This is a genomic window from Spirosoma areae (assembly GCF_054781775.1).
Genome location: NZ_BAAGTT010000016.1, coordinates 225006 through 244448, shown reverse-complemented (window position 1 = coordinate 244448; position 19443 = coordinate 225006). Strand labels below are relative to the sequence as shown.

Below are 19443 nucleotides of genomic sequence, written 5' to 3'. Positions count from 1 at the left end.
TGCATCTGTGTACTCTATTGCTATGATCCACAACAATCACCTGATTATCAGGTATTAATCCAGCCGTTCGTCCATGAAAAAATTTGTACTTCTTCTGAGCGGTATGCTAAGCATTTGTTTGACAGTGCGAAGTCAGCAGGTGTACATTAATGAGTTTATGGCCTCCAACGCCACCACTATTGCCGATGGCACCGGTGCCTACGAGGACTGGATTGAAATTTACAACCCTAACTCCTTCTCGGTCTCTATTGGCGGCTACTATGTTACTGATGACCTGAACAACCCCACCAAATACCAACTCCCCACCGGCTCGACCCAAACTACCCTTGCCGCCAATGGCTTCCTGATTTTGTGGGCCAGCGATTTTGTCAGCCGGGGCCCTACGCATCTGCCCTTCAAACTGGCTGCTGACGGCGAACAAATCGGCATTTATCGGCCCATCAGCAATACGTTCGTCGTTGTTGACAGCCTTTCCTTCGGTGCCCAGCGCACCGACATTTCGCGGGGACGCCAACCCAACGGCGCGGCTACGTGGCTATTTTTTCAGAAGAGCGCCAATAACACCAGCCCCGGAACGTCTAACAACGGCAAGACCGGCTATACTGAGTTTTTAATGGCACCGGTTTTCTCCCAGGCAGGTGGTTTTTATACCAGCGATGTTAATCTTAGTTTGACCTCGCCGGACTCCACAGTTACGATTTATTATACACTCGACGGGTCCGACCCTGACCCAACAAAGCCAAATTCGGTTACGTTTGCCTATAAAAACAGCTACCCCGAACGACCATCAGACCCGTATGGCCCTTTCCTGACAGGCAGCTATCAGACGTTCCCCTACTCGACCAGTATTGCCATCAGCGACCGAACCAGCAGCCCCAACAAAGAGTCGGTGAAGTCGGGCAGTGCTGAAACACCACCCACCTATTTTCCAACGACACCTGTCTTTAAAGGAACGGTGGTGCGGGCAGTGGCCTATAAGCCAAATGCCATTGCCAGCGACATTGTTACCCAGACCTATTTCGTTACTCCAGCTACAGCCCGCTTTTCGATGCCGGTGGTGTCGATTGCGCTTACCGAAAAACATTTTTTCGACTACAACACCGGCATTTATACGCCCGGACTTGGTTTTGATACCTGGCGGGCAACCTACCCGACCGAAACCGCCACCATTTGTACGGAAGGCAACTATTCAAAACGGGATGATGCCTGGGAGCGTTCCGGTAATGTAGAGTTTTTTGTCAACAACTCGCCCGTCATCAATCAACTCGTTGAGCTGCGAATCAACGGGGGCTGTTCACGGGCGTTTCCCCGTAAAAGTCTCCGGCTGTATGGCAACACCGATTTTAAGTATCCCTTCTTCAGTAATCGACCAGCCTCGCAATTCTACAATCGGCTATTGCTTCGGAATGGCGGCAACGACTGGACATACAGCCTGATTATTGACGCCTATATGCAAACGATGGTGCGGCATTTACGATTCGACACCCAGGCGAACCGCCCCAGTGTGGTCTTTGTGAATGGCGAATACTGGGGGGTGCATGCCCTCTATGAACGGTATGACCGGTTTTATATCAACCGAAACTATACGGTCGATCCCGACAGCGTGGATATGGCCGAGATTGCTTACGCAACCGGGCCTTTTGAAGCCACGGAGGGCGACTTAGTGCGTTTCGATGCGCTGGCTACCTATTTCGCAACGACGAATCCCGTTAACTACTCGTATGTGAATACCCAGATAGATGTTGACAATTTCGCTGATTATCAGATCGCAGAGATTTATTCGGCTAACACCGACTGGCCCGACAACAATGTTCAACTCTGGCGAAAACGCACCAGTCAATATGTACCCAATGCGCCTATTGGACACGATGGCCGCTGGCGGTGGATGATGAAGGACATGGATTTTGGCCTTTCGTTCGCGCAGTCGTTCACCCACAATACCGTCAATCTGGCAACGGAAACGAACAACTACACTCTTGTTTTTCGTCGGTTGCTCGACATTCCTGCCTTCAAATCCTACTTCATCAATCGCTATGCTGATCTGCTCAACACCACGTTTAACCCAACCCGAACGGTTGATTTGTTAACCGCTTTCAAAACAGAATACGATCCGGCTATGCCTGAGCACTTCGACCGGTGGAAGTCGGGCAACACGTATTCTGGCTGGCAAACAAACCTAAATACCATTCAGACCTTTGCGGAACAGCGGCCCGCCTACGCCCGCGATCACATCCGCACGAAATTCGGTCTGACGGCCAATCGAAGCCTGACGGTCAATGTGTCCAATCAGGCTCAGGGGTACGTTAAAGTCAACACCATCGATATTCTGCCCTCCACCGTTGGTGTAGCCGCCACACCCTACCCGTGGACGGGTATTTATTTTCAGGGTAATCCAATTACGCTGGTAGCCAAAGCGCAACCCGGCTATATGTTCCTCTACTGGAAAGAAGCCAACACCATCATTGCGACCGATACGGCCCTGACTTTCAACCCCACCGCCAACCGAAGTCTGCTGGCCGTTTTCGACCTCGATACTCGCTTCGATGCCCGGCCCAACGCATTCAATTTGTTAGCCTGCGCGTATCGCTTTGACAGTTGGGTACCAACGTCGCTCTCGGCTACCTACCCCTCAAATATGCACTTTGTTTCTATGGACGCAGTTGATCCACCCTTAACTGCCAGTATTGCCGATACGGTCACGGGGGGCTACAACTTTAGTTCGCGTACTCGCATTACAGGCTTAGGCGCGCAGGGCATTTCTTTCATCAATACCGGCAACGCCAACCCAGGGTATATTGGCGGTCAGTTGGGGGGCGCGTTACTGGCCCTGCGAACCACCGGGCTAACCCAGGCCTCCATTCAATGGACGGGCGGTACCGTTACGCCCAATGCACGCCAGTACGCGATCCGGTTGCGCTACCGACTGGGCGATAGTGGCCTGTTTCAGGATTTACTGGATGGGGCCAACAATCCGGTCGAGTATGTCCGCAATGCAACCGCTGGTCATAGTCAGGTTATTGGCCCGGTTGCGCTTCCGGCTAATCTGCTCAATAAACCCTACGTACAATTGCTATGGCAGTACTACTGGACGAGTGTGGGCACATCGGGGGCACGCGATGAACTTCGATTAGACGACATTATTATCAGCCGGGGTTCCTGTGAGAGTGTAGCCTCGGGGAGTTGGAGCGCCAGCAGTACCTGGAGTTGTGGGCGTGTGCCTACCTTGTGCGATGCAGTCAGAATTAACGATGGGCACATTGTCACCCTGTCGATTCCCAATGCGGTGGCGAAACAGGTCGAGTTTGGCTCAAATGCAAAGCTGCAACACACGACCAGCACGGCCGCCCTCTTTCTTCAGCAAAACTGATACGGATGGGAACGCGGATTTCTCAATTAACGGGCAGCACCAAAATGGTTGGTTTTTGCGCCGGATAGTTTGGAACGGGTTTACCAGCCTCATCGAAGGCATCCCACTGGCTGTTGGCGATGTAATAGAACTGTCTGTCAACCAACACCCCAAGCGTCGGCTCACCAAGAAGCGGATGGCCCATCTCCAGCGTTTCGACCCGCTCGATAACGGGTTCTTTTGCAGCCAGATGCAGCCGGACGATGCGAAACGGTTTCACCCGGTTCTGAATAGCAATCAGGCTGTTCTGATAGACATACAACCCATCAATGCCACTTAGATCAACGGGTTGCCTGCACAACAGGCGCGTCACCTGCCGGGTGGCCATGTTAACAGCCAGTGGCCCGCGCCGGTAATCGGCAACGTATAATGTTTGTTCATCTGCGGAGAAAGCTAAGCCCTGCAACGAGCGAAATAAGGAATCGGTCAGGAAAGGCGTTACGGTTTTTTCGCCAGCCGCCAGCCGATAAATCCAGGGCGTCCGGCTATCGGTACTGTATACGGTTCCGGTGGATGCCACGGTCAGATCGCCCAGCAAATGGGCTTTCCCATCGGCTGCTACCGGATATGCCTGCGCTAATCGATTGGTTTCCAGATTATACGACACGAGTGCGGTACGCCCCTCGCTTGCGGCAGTAATCCCTTTAGCCTGTGGCAGCGCTGAACTACACGCCCATAATAACCGCCGGGGGGCGTCAATTTTCAACCCGAAAACACCCCACAAACTATCGCCTGGCTGCGAGAAATCCGTGGCTTCGCGTTTAGCTGAATAGCGGATTAGCTTACGTTCATGAACGCTGCTCACATAAAACGACCCAGTCTGCGGATCGTAGGCAATACCCTCGGTAATGAGTCCGGTTTCCGGTAATTGAAACGCAATTTTACTACGATGAGTATCGGAAGCCGCCGTACTCTGCGCCTGGAGTGAGAACGGGCAGATGACTGGCGCGGCAACGATCAGCAGACAAGAGAAAGTAGTATTTCGGCGCATAATCTGAAGGTGTAAATCGCTTAAAGGTACGCACGATTGATTAGGCCACCACGCTTTACCGGCCGTAAACAGACTGTTCGACAGAACCCGTTTTACTTACTCTGCGCTCCCACTAAGTTGAGCAAATCGCGGTAGATGATGTTGTTTTTCCAGAAGAGTTGCGTAACCATACCAACGTGTTTTTTGCCGGGCATAACTGTAAATTCATGCTTTACACCAAAGGCCTGCAGTTGCTCATTGAATTTCCGCGTGCTGCTGGCAATGCCCGGATACGTGCGTTCGCCTACATAAATTAGCATGGATGGGCTTGTGGCTTTAAGGTAATAAAGGGGCGAAACGTCGCGCCAGATGGCGGGGTTTTTACCGAACGGAATGAGGTAGTTGTCATCGCCGGGATACGCCATTTTTTGCAGATAATCGAACATGTCCAGGCCGCCGGGATCGTCGAGAATAGCGCCTTTCACGGGGTTCTGACTCAGGCCAATTTTAGTGAATAATCGATCATCGGTAGCCAGCAGAGCCGCCAGGCCACCACCCGCCGAGTGACCCATCACGAAAATACGGGCAGAATCGCCCCCATAGCCGGCAATGTGCTGTGTAACCCACTGCATGGCGCGGGCACAATCATGGGCCATTGCGGGCACCTGCACACCGGGCGCAAGCCGATAATTGATAAGCACGGCCACTACGCCCTGTTTTGCCAGCCGCCGACCCACAAATGCGTAGAGGTTTTTACTGCCACTATCCCACGCTCCTCCGTGAATAAACATCACCACAGGCCGGGCAACCGCCGATGCCTGTTTAGGCGCATACACATCGAGTCGATGACGAATGGCATCAAAATCAGGCGCATTTGCCGAGACATAAGCAACGTCTTTGGTGCGTCGGCTGGACCGGGCAACGGCGTATTCATTCGCGAGCAGTAAAATCGTCAGGAAGAGAACCAAAACGGCAGGAATCTGCCAGAGTAAACGGAAATGAAGCATGGTAAAAAGCCTTGTCATAAGTCCTTGAAGGGCGTGTGGGAACTGGGTTGGCAGCGTGTCAGCTATAGGCTACGACGCCTTCTTCGGGTCAAGAACGACGTGCCGGATGCGCTTGCGTTTCCAGGTGTACGTTACATGTACGCGACCATCAGCCGTCTGGATTACTGCCGGGTAGGAATATTCACCCGGTTCGTTTTCGAGTACGGCCAGGGTTTTCCAACGTTTGCCATCGCTGGAAATAGCCACGTTCAGGGGGGTGCGCGGTCCCCCGAACTGACCCGGCGTCGGTGAGCTTGGGTTATAAACCACCACCTGCCGCCCATCGGCCAGCGTTACGGCATCGGTGCCGGAGTTCGGATTGGGCAGTTCTGTTTTTTGCAGCGACGACCACGTTTTACCACCGTCTTTCGACCAGGTTTCCAGAATAAAGCCGCTTTTCTGACTGCGGCAGAGCGCCTGTAATTGCCCGTTCGGATGAAACAAAACGCTGGGCTGAATGGCGCCATCATCAACTCCGTCGTTGATGGGTGCCGATTTTTGCCAGGTTTTACCCCAGTCGCTGGTTTGTTCGAAATGCACCCGCCAGTTATGGTCTTCCGAACTGCTGGGGCAAAGCAGCACGCCCGAAGGGAGCAGCACCGGCTTGTTTTTGATAGGGCCGGCAATTCCATCAGGCAATCGCTCGGCGGGCGACCAGGTTTTGCCCCCGTCGCCCGACCGTTTCAGCATCCCCCACCAGGTGGACGGGCTGGGGCCAACTTTGTAAAACAAAAGCAGGTCGCTTTTGGGTATCTGAAAAAGCACCGGATTCCAGCAGGGCAGTCGTTTACCATCGGGCTGTAGGCCCGTTGCCACCTCAACGGGCGCCAACCAGCGTGCTGATTCCTGACGGCTCAGCCAGATACCCACGTCGGGGTGACGTTCGTGTGTTCCGCCAAACCAGGCAGCCACCAACCCCTGCGGGGTTTCGGCCACCGTAGACGCATGGCACTCCGGGAACGGGGCCTGTTCATAAATCCACTCTTTCTGAAGAACAGCCGGGTTGGCTGGCTGGGCAAAACTGCCTGGGCTGGTAAAATAAAGTGCAAGCAGGAGGAGCCTGATTGTGTAGAGCGGGTTGATCATCATACTGATTTATTTTTTAGCGGTGAGCGGTGCACTGGGCATGACTACTGAAGGTTTATACGAACAAATAACGTGAATCCGGAAGTAGATTTTTCCGGGAAGTTCCCACCGCTCCGTACCAAACAGTATAAGAAACAACGTAACGACTTCCTTAAAAACAGGCAATGACACCTCGGCCATGAGGGCTGTGAGGTCATTATCGGGCATTGCATACCAACCGATAAATAAGGTTCACGATCTATTAATCCAGGGCAACGTAGCTAATGCGAATGAACCGATACGTTTGCCAAGAGGCCAATACGTTCGGCCCTGGTATCCTTTACTATAGTATCTAACACCTGTTCTCTATGAAAAGCAACGTTACGTCGATTACTTACCTGTTGTCTGCTCTTTTCAGTTTGTTTTTGCTGGACGGATGCCGTCGTGCTGGCAGTATGGCTGGAAGTTCGGGAAAATTGGCTTCTTCCTATAAAACGGCCACCGACGACAGTACGCTGTTCGGCGATACGTCGCCCTTCATTATGCCCTACAACCGCCTAATCGACGGGGCCGGGCAATCCGTTCGTTTCGGTGATGCCAGCGTTGAAAACCACAGCTTAGACGCCGTACTGCTGCCTGATGGAAAAACGCTGGTTGTTGAAGACCGCTTCGGGCTGGCTTTTTTCGACGTAAAATCGCGCCAACTGATTTCGCGCTGGGACTATACCAAAGGGTCGGCGCTGAGAGGAAGCATGAGTTCATTTTCGGGCATTAAGGCCATCGTTCATCACGATTCAACCTATATTTTCTGGGGCGCGGGTGGCCGCGGAAAACCGAATTCCTACGTGATGCAGGCCGTTTGGGACGGAGCAAACGCCCGGCTGGTTCGCACCATTCCGTTCGAGCCGGTTGCCCCGGCAACCATTGCGTTACCCAACGAAGTCGCCATTCGGGAAGAGACTGGCGAATTGTATCTGTACACGGTTTTGAATGGCAACAACCAGCTCGTTAAAGTTCGGGTAGCGGATCAGCAACTTGTCTGGACAGTTCCCACCGGGGTGGCTCCCTATGGCCTGGCCCTCGTTGGCGACAACGCCTACGTGACCAACTGGGCCGGGCCAGTTCCCAATGCCGCCGACGGGCTGGAAACGGCCGGTATTCCCTGGGGCAGCGCCTACATTGACCCGAAAACGGGCGCGATGGCGCGGGGAACGGTATCGGTGATTGACATACGACAGGGAAAAGCCGAGCGGGAATTGCCCGTCGGTCTGCATCCGAACGCCATCATCAGCAGCCCCGACGGGCGATTTGTGTACGTAGCCAACGGCAACAGCGATTACGTTTCCGTTCTTGACGTGCAGCGTCAGCAGGTTACGGATTCTATTTTTGTGGGCCTGTTTAACCGGGGCAATGGCTACATCGGCAGTACGCCCAATGCGTTAGCGATTAATCCGCAGGGCACCACGCTCTACGTAGCCAATGGGCTTGATAATGCCATTTGCGTGGTTGGGCTGGGCAGTAAAGCCGCTACGGCCGGTACGGGCAGTAATACCATCAACGGCTATATTCCGACACAGGCGTATCCGTCGGGACTTGTGCTGAATAATAACGAACTCTACGTAACCAATCTCGAAGCCGTTGGCGCACGGGTCGCCAATCCGGTTGACCTGAGTGGACAGCGTAGAAATTCGGGGCAGGCACCCATTAAAGCCTACAATTCGCACAAACAATTAGCCTCTATTTCCTTCATTCCCGTGCCGAATGAGACTGAATTAGCCGCGTTTACAGAGAAAGTAAACCAGCAGAGCCTTCAGTTTCGCCTGGCCTTAACCGAGCAGATGCCCCGCCCGAATGTGGCCCCCAAACCGGTGCCCGAACGCATCGGTGAGCCATCGGTTTTTAAACACGTCCTGTATATCATCAAGGAAAACCGCACCTACGACCAGGTGCTGGGCGATATGCCGCAGGGGAGTGGAATGCCTTCGCTGTGCATATTTGGCGATAGTATCACGCCCAATCAGCACCGTTTTGCCCAGGATTATCTGCTGATGGACAACTACCACGTTTCGGGCAAATCGTCGGCAGAGGGGCACCATTGGGCAAGTGCGGCAATGGTCACCGATTATACCGAGAAGAGTGTGCGGGCCTGGTTTCGGAGTTACCCGCACGTACTGTATGATGCAATGGTGTACGACAAAAAAGGGCTGATCTGGAACAACGCCCTCGACCACGGCAAAACGGTTCGCATCTACGGCGAGGCCTGCACCTGCGAGTTTGACAAAAAACAATACAACTGGAAAAACCTGTATCAGTCGCAGCAGGCTGGCAAACCGTTTTCCTACACCAACACCACAACCATTTCGCGGGTGAGGCCCATACTGGCCATGAACTTTCCGGGCTGCGACGACGAAACCATCAGCGACCAGATGCGGGCCGATGCGTTTATTAAAGAACTGAACGAAACAGCCGCCAACCCCAGTGCCGACCTGCCCAACCTGATGGTTATGTCGCTGCCCAACGACCATACTGCCGGTACGAATCCGGCCTTCCCGACCCCACGGGCCATGGTTGCGGATAATGACCTGGCCGTTGGCCGAATTGTCGACGCAGTGACCCACAGCCGGTTTGCCGCTTCGACCGTTATTTTCATCACGGAAGACGACTCGCAGGCGGGCTGGGATCATCTATCGGCCTACCGGACAACCGGGTTCGTCATCAGCCCGTACTCGCGGCTGCAAAAAACCATTCACACCAATTACAACCAGACTTCCGTTGTTCGGACGATGGAGCAGATTCTGGGTCTGCCGCCGATGAACGTCATCGACGCCACGGCCCTGCCCATGTTCGACTGTTTCACCGACAAACCGGATTTGTCATTCGCCTACAAATCGTTGCCCAACCGCATCGACCTGACCGAAATGAATCCATCGCCTGCGGGCCTGAAAGGCGACGCGCTGCGGTTTGCAAAACAATCGATTCGCTACGGCTTTGATTTTATTGACCGGGGCCACGATGACCTGCTCAATCGGATTTTGTGGTTCACGGCCAAAGGCAAAAAACGCTACCCCGCCGAGTTAGCCGGTGCCGAGGAAGAAGACGATGATGATTAGAAAACAGGGTGAATTCTGGAATTCAGTCGTTTCTATCCGTTAAGGTATGAGATTAACGCGACCGTATAGAAGACTGGTATTTTTACAAGTTAATTCATATACAGAGGATTACACAACAGAAATGGACTACCTTAAGCGGAAACACTTTAAACGAATAGTCCATGACTACCAGAAACCGTCTTTCAGCTATTGTATTTACCGTGTATATTTTTCTGGCCTTTTACGTGTTTGGCGCTGGTACCACCAATTCATTAGTGGCTTACCGTACCTGGCGAGGGGTAGGAGCCAAAGAGTTTCCGGCCTTTCATCAAATTGATAGTGCCCTCATTATTCCTTTCTTTGTTATTTTCTTTTTCTTATTGGCCATTCCCCTGTTACTCTTATTTTGGTTTCGACCACCCCTTATCCCTCAATGGATGATTTGGGTAGCCTTACTTTTTTATCTAATTACCTTACTGTCAACAGTACTGATTCAAATTCCTATTCAACTTGAATTAGATAAGCGCTTTTCTCTGGCGTTAATCGACCGGCTTATCGCAACGGATTTGATATATCGACGCCTTCCCATGTCCCTCTTAGCGGGCGTCAATTTTGCCATGCTCTATAAAGTCCTCAAGCAGTTAGGTACCTGGGCACCGGCTTCGCTATAGGAAACTGAGAGACCAGCCGGTAGTCAGCGCTTTCAGGTTGGTAACCGTATGTTTGCTGACGCCTGGATTCACGTTTATTTAGTCATTTTAGCTATGCGCTCCTGCAAAGGCTAATGTCAGCCTATACTTCACAAAATCGTAATGTCACTTATACAGGCTGAAGCAATAGCTTTGTTCTACTTAGGGCATTCAGTAGAATCTACCGAAATCCCGATTATACAGTAACAACTTTCTGGGTATCTCTTCCATGACAAAACACTCAACCTTCACCTACACGGTCAGCGCCCTTCTGCTTCTGTCAATGACGGTCGGCTGCCAGCGGAAAAGCGGCTCAACGGCCGCATCGGAAGAGACCGAAACGTATAAAAAATTAGCGGCTGCCCGCGTTAACTTACCGAATGGCTGGGCGCTCACTCCGCCGGGCCGAAGCCTCGACCTGGACGATTTACCACTGAATTTAGTCGTCTCCCCGTCGAAAAAATACATTGCCATTACCAACAATGGCCAAAGCACCCAAAGCATTACGCTGATTGACGCAGGTACCGAAAAAATTCTTGATACCGCAAAAGTTGGCAAATCCTGGCTGGGGCTGGCCTTCAGCGCCGATGAGAAGCGGCTGTATGCGTCGGGCGGCAATGACAACAAAATTCTGGCTTATAAAATTGAGAACGAGCAGTTGATACCCGACGAGCCAATCGTGCTTGGCAAACCCTGGCCCACCAAAATTTCGCCAGCGGGTTTGTGCGTCGATGATGCCCGGAACAGACTCTACGTGGTCACGAAAGAAGACAGCTCGCTCTACATCGCCGATACAAAAACCCGGCAAGTTCTGCATAAACTAAATGTTGGGGCGGCTGCCTATACGTGCCTGCTTTCAGCGGATAAGACTACCCTTTTCGTGTCGGTCTGGGGTAGCGCCAGCGTGCTGGTCGTTGATGTCAATACGCAACAGATCGTTAGCAAAATTGCCACAAATAAAAATCCCAACGACCTGCTGTTGACCCGCGACGGCCAGCATCTTTTTGTTGCAAACGGCAACGACAATACAGTTGCGCTGATTGACGTGGCGAAGCGGCAGATTATCGAAACGCTGACAACTTCACTCTTCCCGAATGCTCCCGTAGGAACCACCCCGAACAGTCTGGCCCTGAGCGATGACGAGACTACGCTCTACATCGCCAACGCCGATAACAACTGTCTGGCGGTGTTCGATGTCAGGCGGAAAGGCCACAGCCAGTCGAGCGGATTTATTCCGACCGGCTGGTATCCAACGTCGGTGAAAGTGATTGGTTCCAAATTATTCGTTACCAACGGGAAGGGGTTTTCCTCGAAAGCCAACCCCAGAGGGCCAAATCCGGTACGAACCCGCACTGCTCAACAGGTTGGCCCAAACCCACAGGCTAACCCAGGACCAATCCAGTACATCGGCGGCTTATTCAAAGGCACACTCTCCATCATCGACATACCCGACAACGAGGTTCTGGGGGCCTACTCACGGGTAGTGTATGCCAACACGCCCTACACAAAAAACAAAGAGTTAAACGCGGAAGGCGAAGCGGGCAACCCAATTCCGATGCGGGTAGGCGATAAAACACCCATCAAGTATGTGTTTTACATCATCAAGGAAAACCGCACCTACGACCAGGTGCTGGGCGACATGAAGGAGGGGAATGGCGATGCGTCGCTTTGTTTATTTCCGCAGAAAATAACACCCAATCAACACGCGCTGGCGAAAGAATTTGTCCTGCTGGATAATTTTTACGTCGATGCCGAAGTGAGCGCCGATGGGCATAACTGGTCGGCGGCCGCCTATGCCAATGACTACGTCGAGAAAAACTGGGTCAACAGTTATGGTGGTCGGGGTGGCACCTATGACTACGAAGGCCAGAAGGAAATTGCCCACCCGCGCGACGGGTTTATCTGGGACCATTGCCTGCGGGCGGGTATATCATTTCGCACCTATGGGTGGTTTGCCGACGATGAAAAGCCCAATATTAAAACAGTGGATGGTAAGTTCTGCCCAACATTTAAAGGCTATGGTCTGGGCTATATGGACAGCAGGCGGCAGGAAGCCTGGGAAAAAGATTTTGATGCATTGGTAGCCGCCGGAAAATTACCGACTCTCAATACGGTGCGGTTTGGCAACGACCACACGTCGGGTGCCCGCATTGGTATGCCCACGCCCGAAGCCGCCATTGCCGATAATGACCTGGCGGTAGGTCGATTTGTCGAACACCTCTCAAAAAGTCCAGTCTGGAACGAATCGGTCGTGTTTATTCTGGAAGATGATGCCCAAAACGGTCCCGACCATGTGGATGCTCACCGCTCAATTGCGTTTGTGGCTGGTGGTTTTGTGAAACGCGGTTTTGTTGATCATACCATGTATTCGACCTCCGGCATGTTGCGAACGATTGAATTGATTCTGGGCCTGAAACCCATGAGTCAGTACGATGCCGCAGCTACGCCCATGTGGCGGTGTTTCGACAAAAAGACGAATCCAGCCTCGTTCACCGCCCGTGAACCTGGCATCGACCTGAACGAGAAAAACGTAGCCGTCAACCGAAATTCAAAACGCTCGTCCCAATTCAACCTAACCCGCCCCGACGAGATTGATGACCTTATTTTCAGCGAGATCGTCTGGCAAACGGTGCGCGGCTCAACCAGCGTCATGCCCGCTCCTCGTCGGGGAGCCTTCGTGCGGTTAGGGAAAGAAGAAGATGAAACGGGCGATGACGATGATTAAAGGCTACACGAGCTGGCCGATGTAGGATAGGCGCTTAAAAAAGCCAACTGCCACCATCGTCACAAAGCCAAAAATAACCGATCTAAGCGGGTTTACTAAGCTAACCGATTGAGTGGCAAGCCCCAGGACGTTGGCAGTGGACTGGCTACAGTTGACTGAACGACTTTTTTAGGCAGTTTTAGGGCTATTAACCCTGTTAGTGTTTGTAACCCGGATTGGCTATACTCCCTAACCCGAACTATGCATCAATCAACGCAGACGCTAATTATCGGTGCAGGCCCCTTTGGTTTGGGCTTAGCCGCTTATTTACAGCACCGTCGGTGCGCGTACCAAATCGTGGGCAAACCCATGGAATTCTGGAAACAACATATGCCCCAGGGAATGTTGCTCCGCTCAAACGCTACCTGGTATCTCGACCCCGATCACCAATGGACCATCGACCGTTTTCTGACGACTCACTACCCATCCCGCCTGTCGACTGACCCGATTTCGCGGGAGCAATACATCGCCTGCATAGACTGGTTCAGCCAACAGGCTGGTATTGCCGTAACACCAACCTGTGTTCGCCTGTTAAGTCAGCATGACCACTCGTTTACGGCTGAGCTGGATAACGGCGATACGATTCGGGCCCAGAGCGTCGTGCTGGCCATCGGTTTCCAGTACTTTACCTGTTTGCCGGCCAATCTGGTGGCTTTGTTGCCAGCAGGGCGTTATCAACACACTTGTGATGCGGTTGATCTGGCCGTCTTTCGGGGTAAGCGGGTGTTGCTAATTGGTGGACGGCAAAGTGCGTTTGAGTCGGCGGCCTTGTTGCGGGAAGCCGGTGCTGCACATATTCACCTCAGTTACCGCCACGACACGCCCCGTTTTGAAGAGGCCGACTGGTCCTGGGTTGAGAAAATTGTTGAACACATGGCTGAGCAGCCGACCTGGTTTAGAGACTTATCCGATGCCGGGCAGGAACACTATCGGTATAAGCTTTGGGCCGAAGGCAGGCTCAAAGTTGAACCGTGGCTTAGAGAGCGGGTTGACCACCCTGAAGTAAGCCTACACCCGCACACGGAGGTGGTGTCGGCCAGCCTACAGGCAGACGATTCACTCAGCATAAAGCTCAGCTCAGGAAAGACACTTGCCATTGACGAGGTTCTGTTGGCTACTGGCTATCAGGTCAATGTGGCTCGGTTACCGTTCCTATCCGAGCCGATTCAGGAAGCGTTGGCCACCAAGAACGGGTTTCCCTTGCTCGACCATCAGTTTCAGAGCAGCGTTCCCGGATTGTACTTTAGCAGCTTTGCCGCCGGGCAATCCTTTGGCCCCTTTTTTGGCTTTACCGTCGGCGTTCGTACAGCCGCGCGATTGATTGGCCGTGCCCTCTCAGCGGCTACTAACGGCTCACTATAGTATGCCTACGCTGCAATTTGCGGGTGGCTGGCGTTAACGTGTCAGTTTCTCAGCTCCTGCCCGAATCAGGATGGTGCCTGACCGCCCAACTTGCCGACACGACCAGCCGTGCTGGCTGCTGGTGAACCTGTTTACACTTCGGTTAGACGCTGCTGCGCTTGAGTCCTCGTTTAGAATTTTAGCTAATCTCTTTGAATGCAGGATTTCAGAAGGGCTTATACACCAGGCTACCCTTCGCAACGGCTTTGTTAAGCGATAGGGGTGTTCGGGCGTTTTTCAGGTAATTCGTATGCAGAACCAGATTGTGGGTAGCGGCTCCGTCAATGGCGACAAACGTGCCGGTGCCGGGCTGGGCTATGCACTCACTGATCATTCCGTTCGTGCAGTCGGTCATGGATACGGCAGGCAGGGGCGACGATGGGTGGGCCTGCCGCGCCGAAATACCTCGTAGCTGAAAGTTACTTACCTTATTGAGTACAACGCTACTTTGCCAGCCCGGTTCGGGCGAGGTATCCTGCCAATAAACGGCTGCGTTGGTCAGTTGTAATCCATCGACACCCGAAAAGAACAGGGCATTCGAGGTCCGTTTGTCGGGCGTGGCTTCCGGTTCCATATAGACCCGGAGGTTGTTGATGCGAATGTTTTCCAGCGGTTTGTCAACGGTAGAGATCAGGCGGCTTGTCCCCTGTGCATACGCGATGACGTTATCAACCGTGATGTTCCGGATGGTACCAATGGCCGACGCTGGCGTTCGTTTTTTCAGCACGAAGTAAAACACCTCGGCGCTGCCCCACCAGTTCCAGTGCCGGCGAAGCAGGTCGATGGTCAGATTCGAGTAGGTGATGTCGCTAATGGTGGCTCCGTCCTGCACATTGATACCAATGCCTTTGTTTGATTGTCGAATCACGCAGTTACTGAAAATGACGTGGCGGATGGGCGAAAACGTCTCCGTTCCGATCATCAGGGCCGTTGATGAGCTTGTCAGGATGCAGTTATCGACAACAATATTTTCGGTGGGATACGACTGGCCCTGGCCCGAAAAGTCCCAGGTGCCGGATTTGAGGCAGATGGCATCGTCGCCCGTTGAGATGGTGCAGTGAGAGATATGTGCATTGCTGGTGCCGTCGAGGTCGATGCCGTCGGAGTTTACGCCCATTTTCAGGTCCGACCGGATAGTAACCCCCCGAATGGTTACGTGATTGGATCCCCAGATACGCATACACCAGAGCGAGCTATTTTCGATGGTTACGTCGTCAATCGTGATGCCCTCGCATTCCTTAAACAGCAGCGTAAACGTACTCTTACCGACCCGGTAGCTACGCTTCATCTCCACGCCCGCCTGTTTGGCAATGGCCACCTCTTTCTCAATTTCTACGTCGGCATAATTGTAGTCAGACCACTTGTATTTGGCCTGCCCGTCGATTTTCCCCTGGCCCCGAATGGCTATGTTTCTGGCTTTCTCGGCATAGATAAAGCCCCTTGCTCTGAAATCAGGATTGGGCAAATCAATGTAGAGGATGGCCCCCGCGTCAATCTGCAGGGTGATGTTATCGTAAAGGACAATCGACAGGCAGGGATAATCCCCCGGTGGCACCTGCACCACACCCCCACCGGCATGTTTGGCCGCTGTAATGGCTTTCATGATGGCTTCGGTAGCATTGTCCTGTTTGAGGCCCGTAGCCCCATAATCGCGGATGTTGTACACCAGCGGAGCCGCCCATGCGGAGACAGTCAGCAGCGCCAGTACGAGGAGAAAGAGAGTCGATTTCATAGCTATCGGTAAAAGCCTGTTCCAACGGTACGGCTACCGATGCCAACGGGAATTTTTACTACCAAAACCACGCCCAATACTTATAACGCACTAATGAGTGTGGTTTTTAGCTCCTCAGTATTTATTCTTACAACAGCTTATCCGGCGTAATGGGCAAGTCTCGAACTCGTTTACCGGTGGCGTTGAAAACGGCGTTGGCAACAGCGGCTGCAACACCCACAATGCCTACTTCGCCGATGCCTTTGACGCCTAACGTGTTGACGTGCTCGTCTTTCTCGCGGATGAAAATAGCCTCCATTGCGCCGATGTCTAAGTTGGCCGGTACGTGGTAATCGGCCAGGGAGCGGGTGACGAAATTTCCCCAGCGTGGATCAACCACCGACTCTTCAGTCAGCGCCATGCCGATGCCCCAGACGTTGCCGCCGATGATCTGCGAACGGGCGGTTTTGGGATTTAAAATAGTTCCCGCGCCAGTCACCGCCAGAAACCGGTTTACGCGCACCACACCCGTCGACTTGTTCACGGCTACTTCCGCAAAATTGGCGTTAAAGCTATGCGCCGAATAAGCCTCGGCGCTTTCCGGTGGTTTACTGTCGACCCGCGTCTGGTAGTCGGTTAGTTTCTCAGAGCGCATCAACTGCGCGGCTGTCGGGGATGCAAAAAACTGCTTGCCGGACCTGGTCACCAACTCTTCCGTTAGTTGACGGCAGGCATCGTTCACGGCATTGGCGTAACTGGCAGCACCCACCGAACCCACTGCGCCAGCCGCCGGGGGCAGGTCCGAATCACCAATTTTCACCTTGACGTGCTGAATAGGCAGCCCCAGCGCGTCGGCGGCCGTTTGCGTCAGGATGGTGTACGTCCCCGTACCCAGGTCTGCCGCGGCCAGTTCAACGGTGGCCGTTACAACATCACTGGTGCGTTTCAATTTCACCGAGGCTGAGGTAGGGCGCTGGTGGGCTGGGTACGTTCCGGCCGAGACACCGTAGCCAATCCAGTAATTGCCCTGCTGGTTCTGGCGGGGTTCGGGCTTGCGTTTGTCCCACCCAAACGCGTTGGCCCCTTCCCGCAGGCATTGCACCGTCGTGCGCGACGACCAGGGTTTGCCGTTGGACGGATCGCGTTCGGGTTCGTTTTTGATCCGAAACGCAATCGGGTCCATTTTCAGTTTGTACGCCAGTTCATCCATGGCCGATTCGAGGGCAAAGCTACCCGTCGATTTGCCGGGGCCGCGCGTGTAGGTCGGCAGAATCAGGTTCATAGGCACCACCCGGTACGTAATGAGCGAGTTGGGCGTGTCGTACATGATTTTTGAGCAATCGCCACAGGGTTCCACAAACTCGTCGTTGATGGCGCAGTGGGTCGTAATCTCGTGTGCCAGCGCCAGCAGCTTGCCGTCGGCCGTTGCCGCCAGACTCACTTTCTGGAGATTCCGCTGCCGCAATCCGACAGAGTTCACCATTTGCTGACGAGTCAGGGCCATCTTAACCGGGCGGTTCACGTGTTTGGCCGCAACGGCTGCCAGCGCCAGGTTGGCCCACTGCCCGCCTTTTGAGCCAAAACCACCGCCGACGTAGGGCGAAACGATTCGTACCTGCTCCGGCTTCAGATTCAGCGTAGCGGCCGCGGCACTTTGAGCGCCATTCACAATCTGTGCACTGCTGTAGAGCGTCACTTTGTTATCCTCCCATTCGGCAATAGCAGCGTGGGGTTCCAGCGGGTGGTGGTGTTCAATGGGCGTTTCAAACACCTCTTCCACTTTGTAGATGGCCTGGCTGAGCGCGGCTTTTGCATCGCCCCGTTTGGCGTCGGCTTTCTCTTTATCCCTGGGTGGACGAGCCTGGTCAGCCAGCTTGTCGAAATCGACTTTAGGTTGTTTTTTAGTGTACGTAACGTTGATCAACCGCGACGCATAACGGGCCTGTTCGAAGGTTTCGGCCACCACAATGCCGATGTGCTGCCCGAAGAACTCAATCTCAGGGCTTTGCAGCAAAGCACCCCCACGCAGTCCCCCCTTAACAGTTAGTTTCGGCGCATTCAGATGGGTAATAACGGCCAGCACACCGGGCGCTTTCTCGGCTGCCGCCGAGTCGATGTTCTGGATGGTTCCGGCGGCAATGGTGCTTTTAACCAACACGGCATAGGCCGGATTTTTCACCGGATGATCCATCGAATAAGCCGCTTTGCCGGTCACCTTGGCGATGCCGTCGATGCGGCTGATGGGTGCGCCAACAGTTTTGTTGTTATCCTTCATGAGATTATGATACGTTAGGCTTTACCGCCGTTCAGGGCCATCTGCAGGGCCAGAACGATGCTCCGACTACCCAGCTCTACTTTAAACTTATTGTGTACCAATGGGTTAGCCCCAGCCATTTCGGCGTTGGCGGCCAGTTTAAAATTGGCTTCGGTGGCTTCTTTACCCACCAGCATCTGTTCGGCTTTCAACGCCCGCCAGGGTTTGTGCGCCACTCCGCCCATGGCAATACGCACTTGTTTGATCTTGTTTCCTTCGGTTTCTAACGCGGCTGCGACCGATACCAGCGCAAACGCATACGAAGCCCGGTCGCGTACTTTGAGGTAATAGGATGTATTGGCAAAGTTGTCCTTTGGCAGTTCAATGGCCGTGATCAGTTCGCCATGCATCAGGTTCGTGTCTTTTTCGGGTTGATCGCCCGGTAGCCGGTGAAAATCAGCCATGGGAATGCTACGTTCCTGCCCCCCTGCATTCCGAACCTTAATGACGGCGTCTAATGCCGCCAGTGCAACGGCCATGTCGGATGGATATACCGCCACGCATTGTTCCGACCAGCCGAAGATAGCATGCATCCGGTTGATACCTTCCTTCGCCCCACAGCCTGTTCCCGGTTCACGCTTGTTGCAGGGCATAGCCACTTCATAAAAATAGGGGCAGCGAGTGCGTTGCAACAGATTACCGCCATTGGTCGCCATGTTCCGAATCTGCCCGGATGCGCCCGCCAGGATAGCTTGTGTCAATAAGGGGTAATTTTGGCGAACCAGCGGATGGTTGGCCGCGTCCGTGTTTTTCCCAAGCCCGCCCATCGAAATGCCGCCTTTATTGGTCCCCGTGGCGATGGACCTGATGTCGCTCAGGCCCAGTTCAGAAATATCGATCAGCGCGTTGGGTCGTTCCACGTCTTCCTTCATCAGGTCCAGCAGGTTGGTACCACCGGCGAGGAATTTAGCGTTGGGGTTCCCGGCCAGGAGTTTACTCGCAGACAACGGGTCTTTGGCTCGGGTATACGTAAAAGGTCTCATGGGAT

Annotated in this window: 11 protein-coding genes; 5 read left to right on the top strand and 6 right to left on the bottom strand. The window is 53.5% G+C overall.

From position 1 onward, the window contains the following. Window positions 1-73 precede the first annotated feature (73 nt). A complete protein-coding gene (locus ACYVI1_RS07090; protein ID WP_460908235.1) occupies window positions 74-3367 on the top strand; it encodes a CotH kinase family protein in 3294 nt (1097 codons plus the stop codon). 22 nt (window positions 3368-3389) lie between these two features. Here ACYVI1_RS07090 and ACYVI1_RS07085 read toward each other — a convergent pair whose 3' ends face one another. From ACYVI1_RS07085 to ACYVI1_RS07075, 3 genes are all read right to left on the bottom strand, one after another. Beyond that, complete coding sequence (locus ACYVI1_RS07085) at window positions 3390-4397, bottom strand: SMP-30/gluconolactonase/LRE family protein (protein WP_460908233.1); 1008 nt, start codon at window positions 4395-4397, stop codon at window positions 3390-3392. Window positions 4398-4489: 92 nt separating this feature from the next. After that, a complete protein-coding gene (locus ACYVI1_RS07080) occupies window positions 4490-5383 on the bottom strand; it encodes an alpha/beta hydrolase (protein ID WP_460908231.1) in 894 nt (297 codons plus the stop codon). Window positions 5384-5452: 69 nt separating this feature from the next. After that, on the bottom strand, window positions 5453-6508 hold the full coding sequence (locus ACYVI1_RS07075; protein ID WP_460908781.1) for a sialidase family protein: 1056 nt from the start codon (window positions 6506-6508) through the stop codon (window positions 5453-5455). Window positions 6509-6855: 347 nt separating this feature from the next. On the opposite strand from ACYVI1_RS07075, the gene ACYVI1_RS07070 reads away from it, so the two are divergent. From ACYVI1_RS07070 to ACYVI1_RS07055, 4 genes are all read left to right on the top strand, one after another. After that, window positions 6856-9597, top strand: coding sequence for a bifunctional YncE family protein/alkaline phosphatase family protein (locus tag ACYVI1_RS07070; protein WP_460908228.1), 2742 nt, complete (start codon window positions 6856-6858; stop codon window positions 9595-9597). 161 nt (window positions 9598-9758) lie between these two features. Beyond that, on the top strand, window positions 9759-10247 hold the full coding sequence (locus tag ACYVI1_RS07065) for a hypothetical protein (protein ID WP_460908226.1): 489 nt from the start codon (window positions 9759-9761) through the stop codon (window positions 10245-10247). A 247-nt stretch (window positions 10248-10494) separates the two neighbouring features. Next, complete coding sequence (locus tag ACYVI1_RS07060) at window positions 10495-12990, top strand: bifunctional YncE family protein/alkaline phosphatase family protein (RefSeq protein WP_460908224.1); 2496 nt, start codon at window positions 10495-10497, stop codon at window positions 12988-12990. A gap of 240 nt (window positions 12991-13230) precedes the next feature. Continuing rightward, on the top strand, window positions 13231-14391 hold the full coding sequence (locus ACYVI1_RS07055) for an NAD(P)-binding domain-containing protein (protein ID WP_460908221.1): 1161 nt from the start codon (window positions 13231-13233) through the stop codon (window positions 14389-14391). Window positions 14392-14596: 205 nt separating this feature from the next. Here the strand turns inward: ACYVI1_RS07055 and ACYVI1_RS07050 are convergent, their stop codons facing one another. From ACYVI1_RS07050 to ACYVI1_RS07040, 3 genes are all read right to left on the bottom strand, one after another. After that, window positions 14597-16162 (bottom strand): glycoside hydrolase family 28 protein, encoded by a 1566-nt coding sequence (locus ACYVI1_RS07050; protein WP_460908219.1) that lies wholly within the window; start codon window positions 16160-16162, stop codon window positions 14597-14599. Window positions 16163-16289: 127 nt separating this feature from the next. Further along, a complete protein-coding gene (locus ACYVI1_RS07045) occupies window positions 16290-18416 on the bottom strand; it encodes a xanthine dehydrogenase family protein molybdopterin-binding subunit (RefSeq protein ID WP_460908217.1) in 2127 nt (708 codons plus the stop codon). Window positions 18417-18430: 14 nt separating this feature from the next. Next, the gene (locus ACYVI1_RS07040) at window positions 18431-19438 is read right to left on the bottom strand and encodes an FAD binding domain-containing protein (protein ID WP_460908215.1); all 1008 of its coding nucleotides are present in this window, start codon (window positions 19436-19438) and stop codon (window positions 18431-18433) included. Between the last annotated feature and the right edge of the window lie 5 nt (window positions 19439-19443).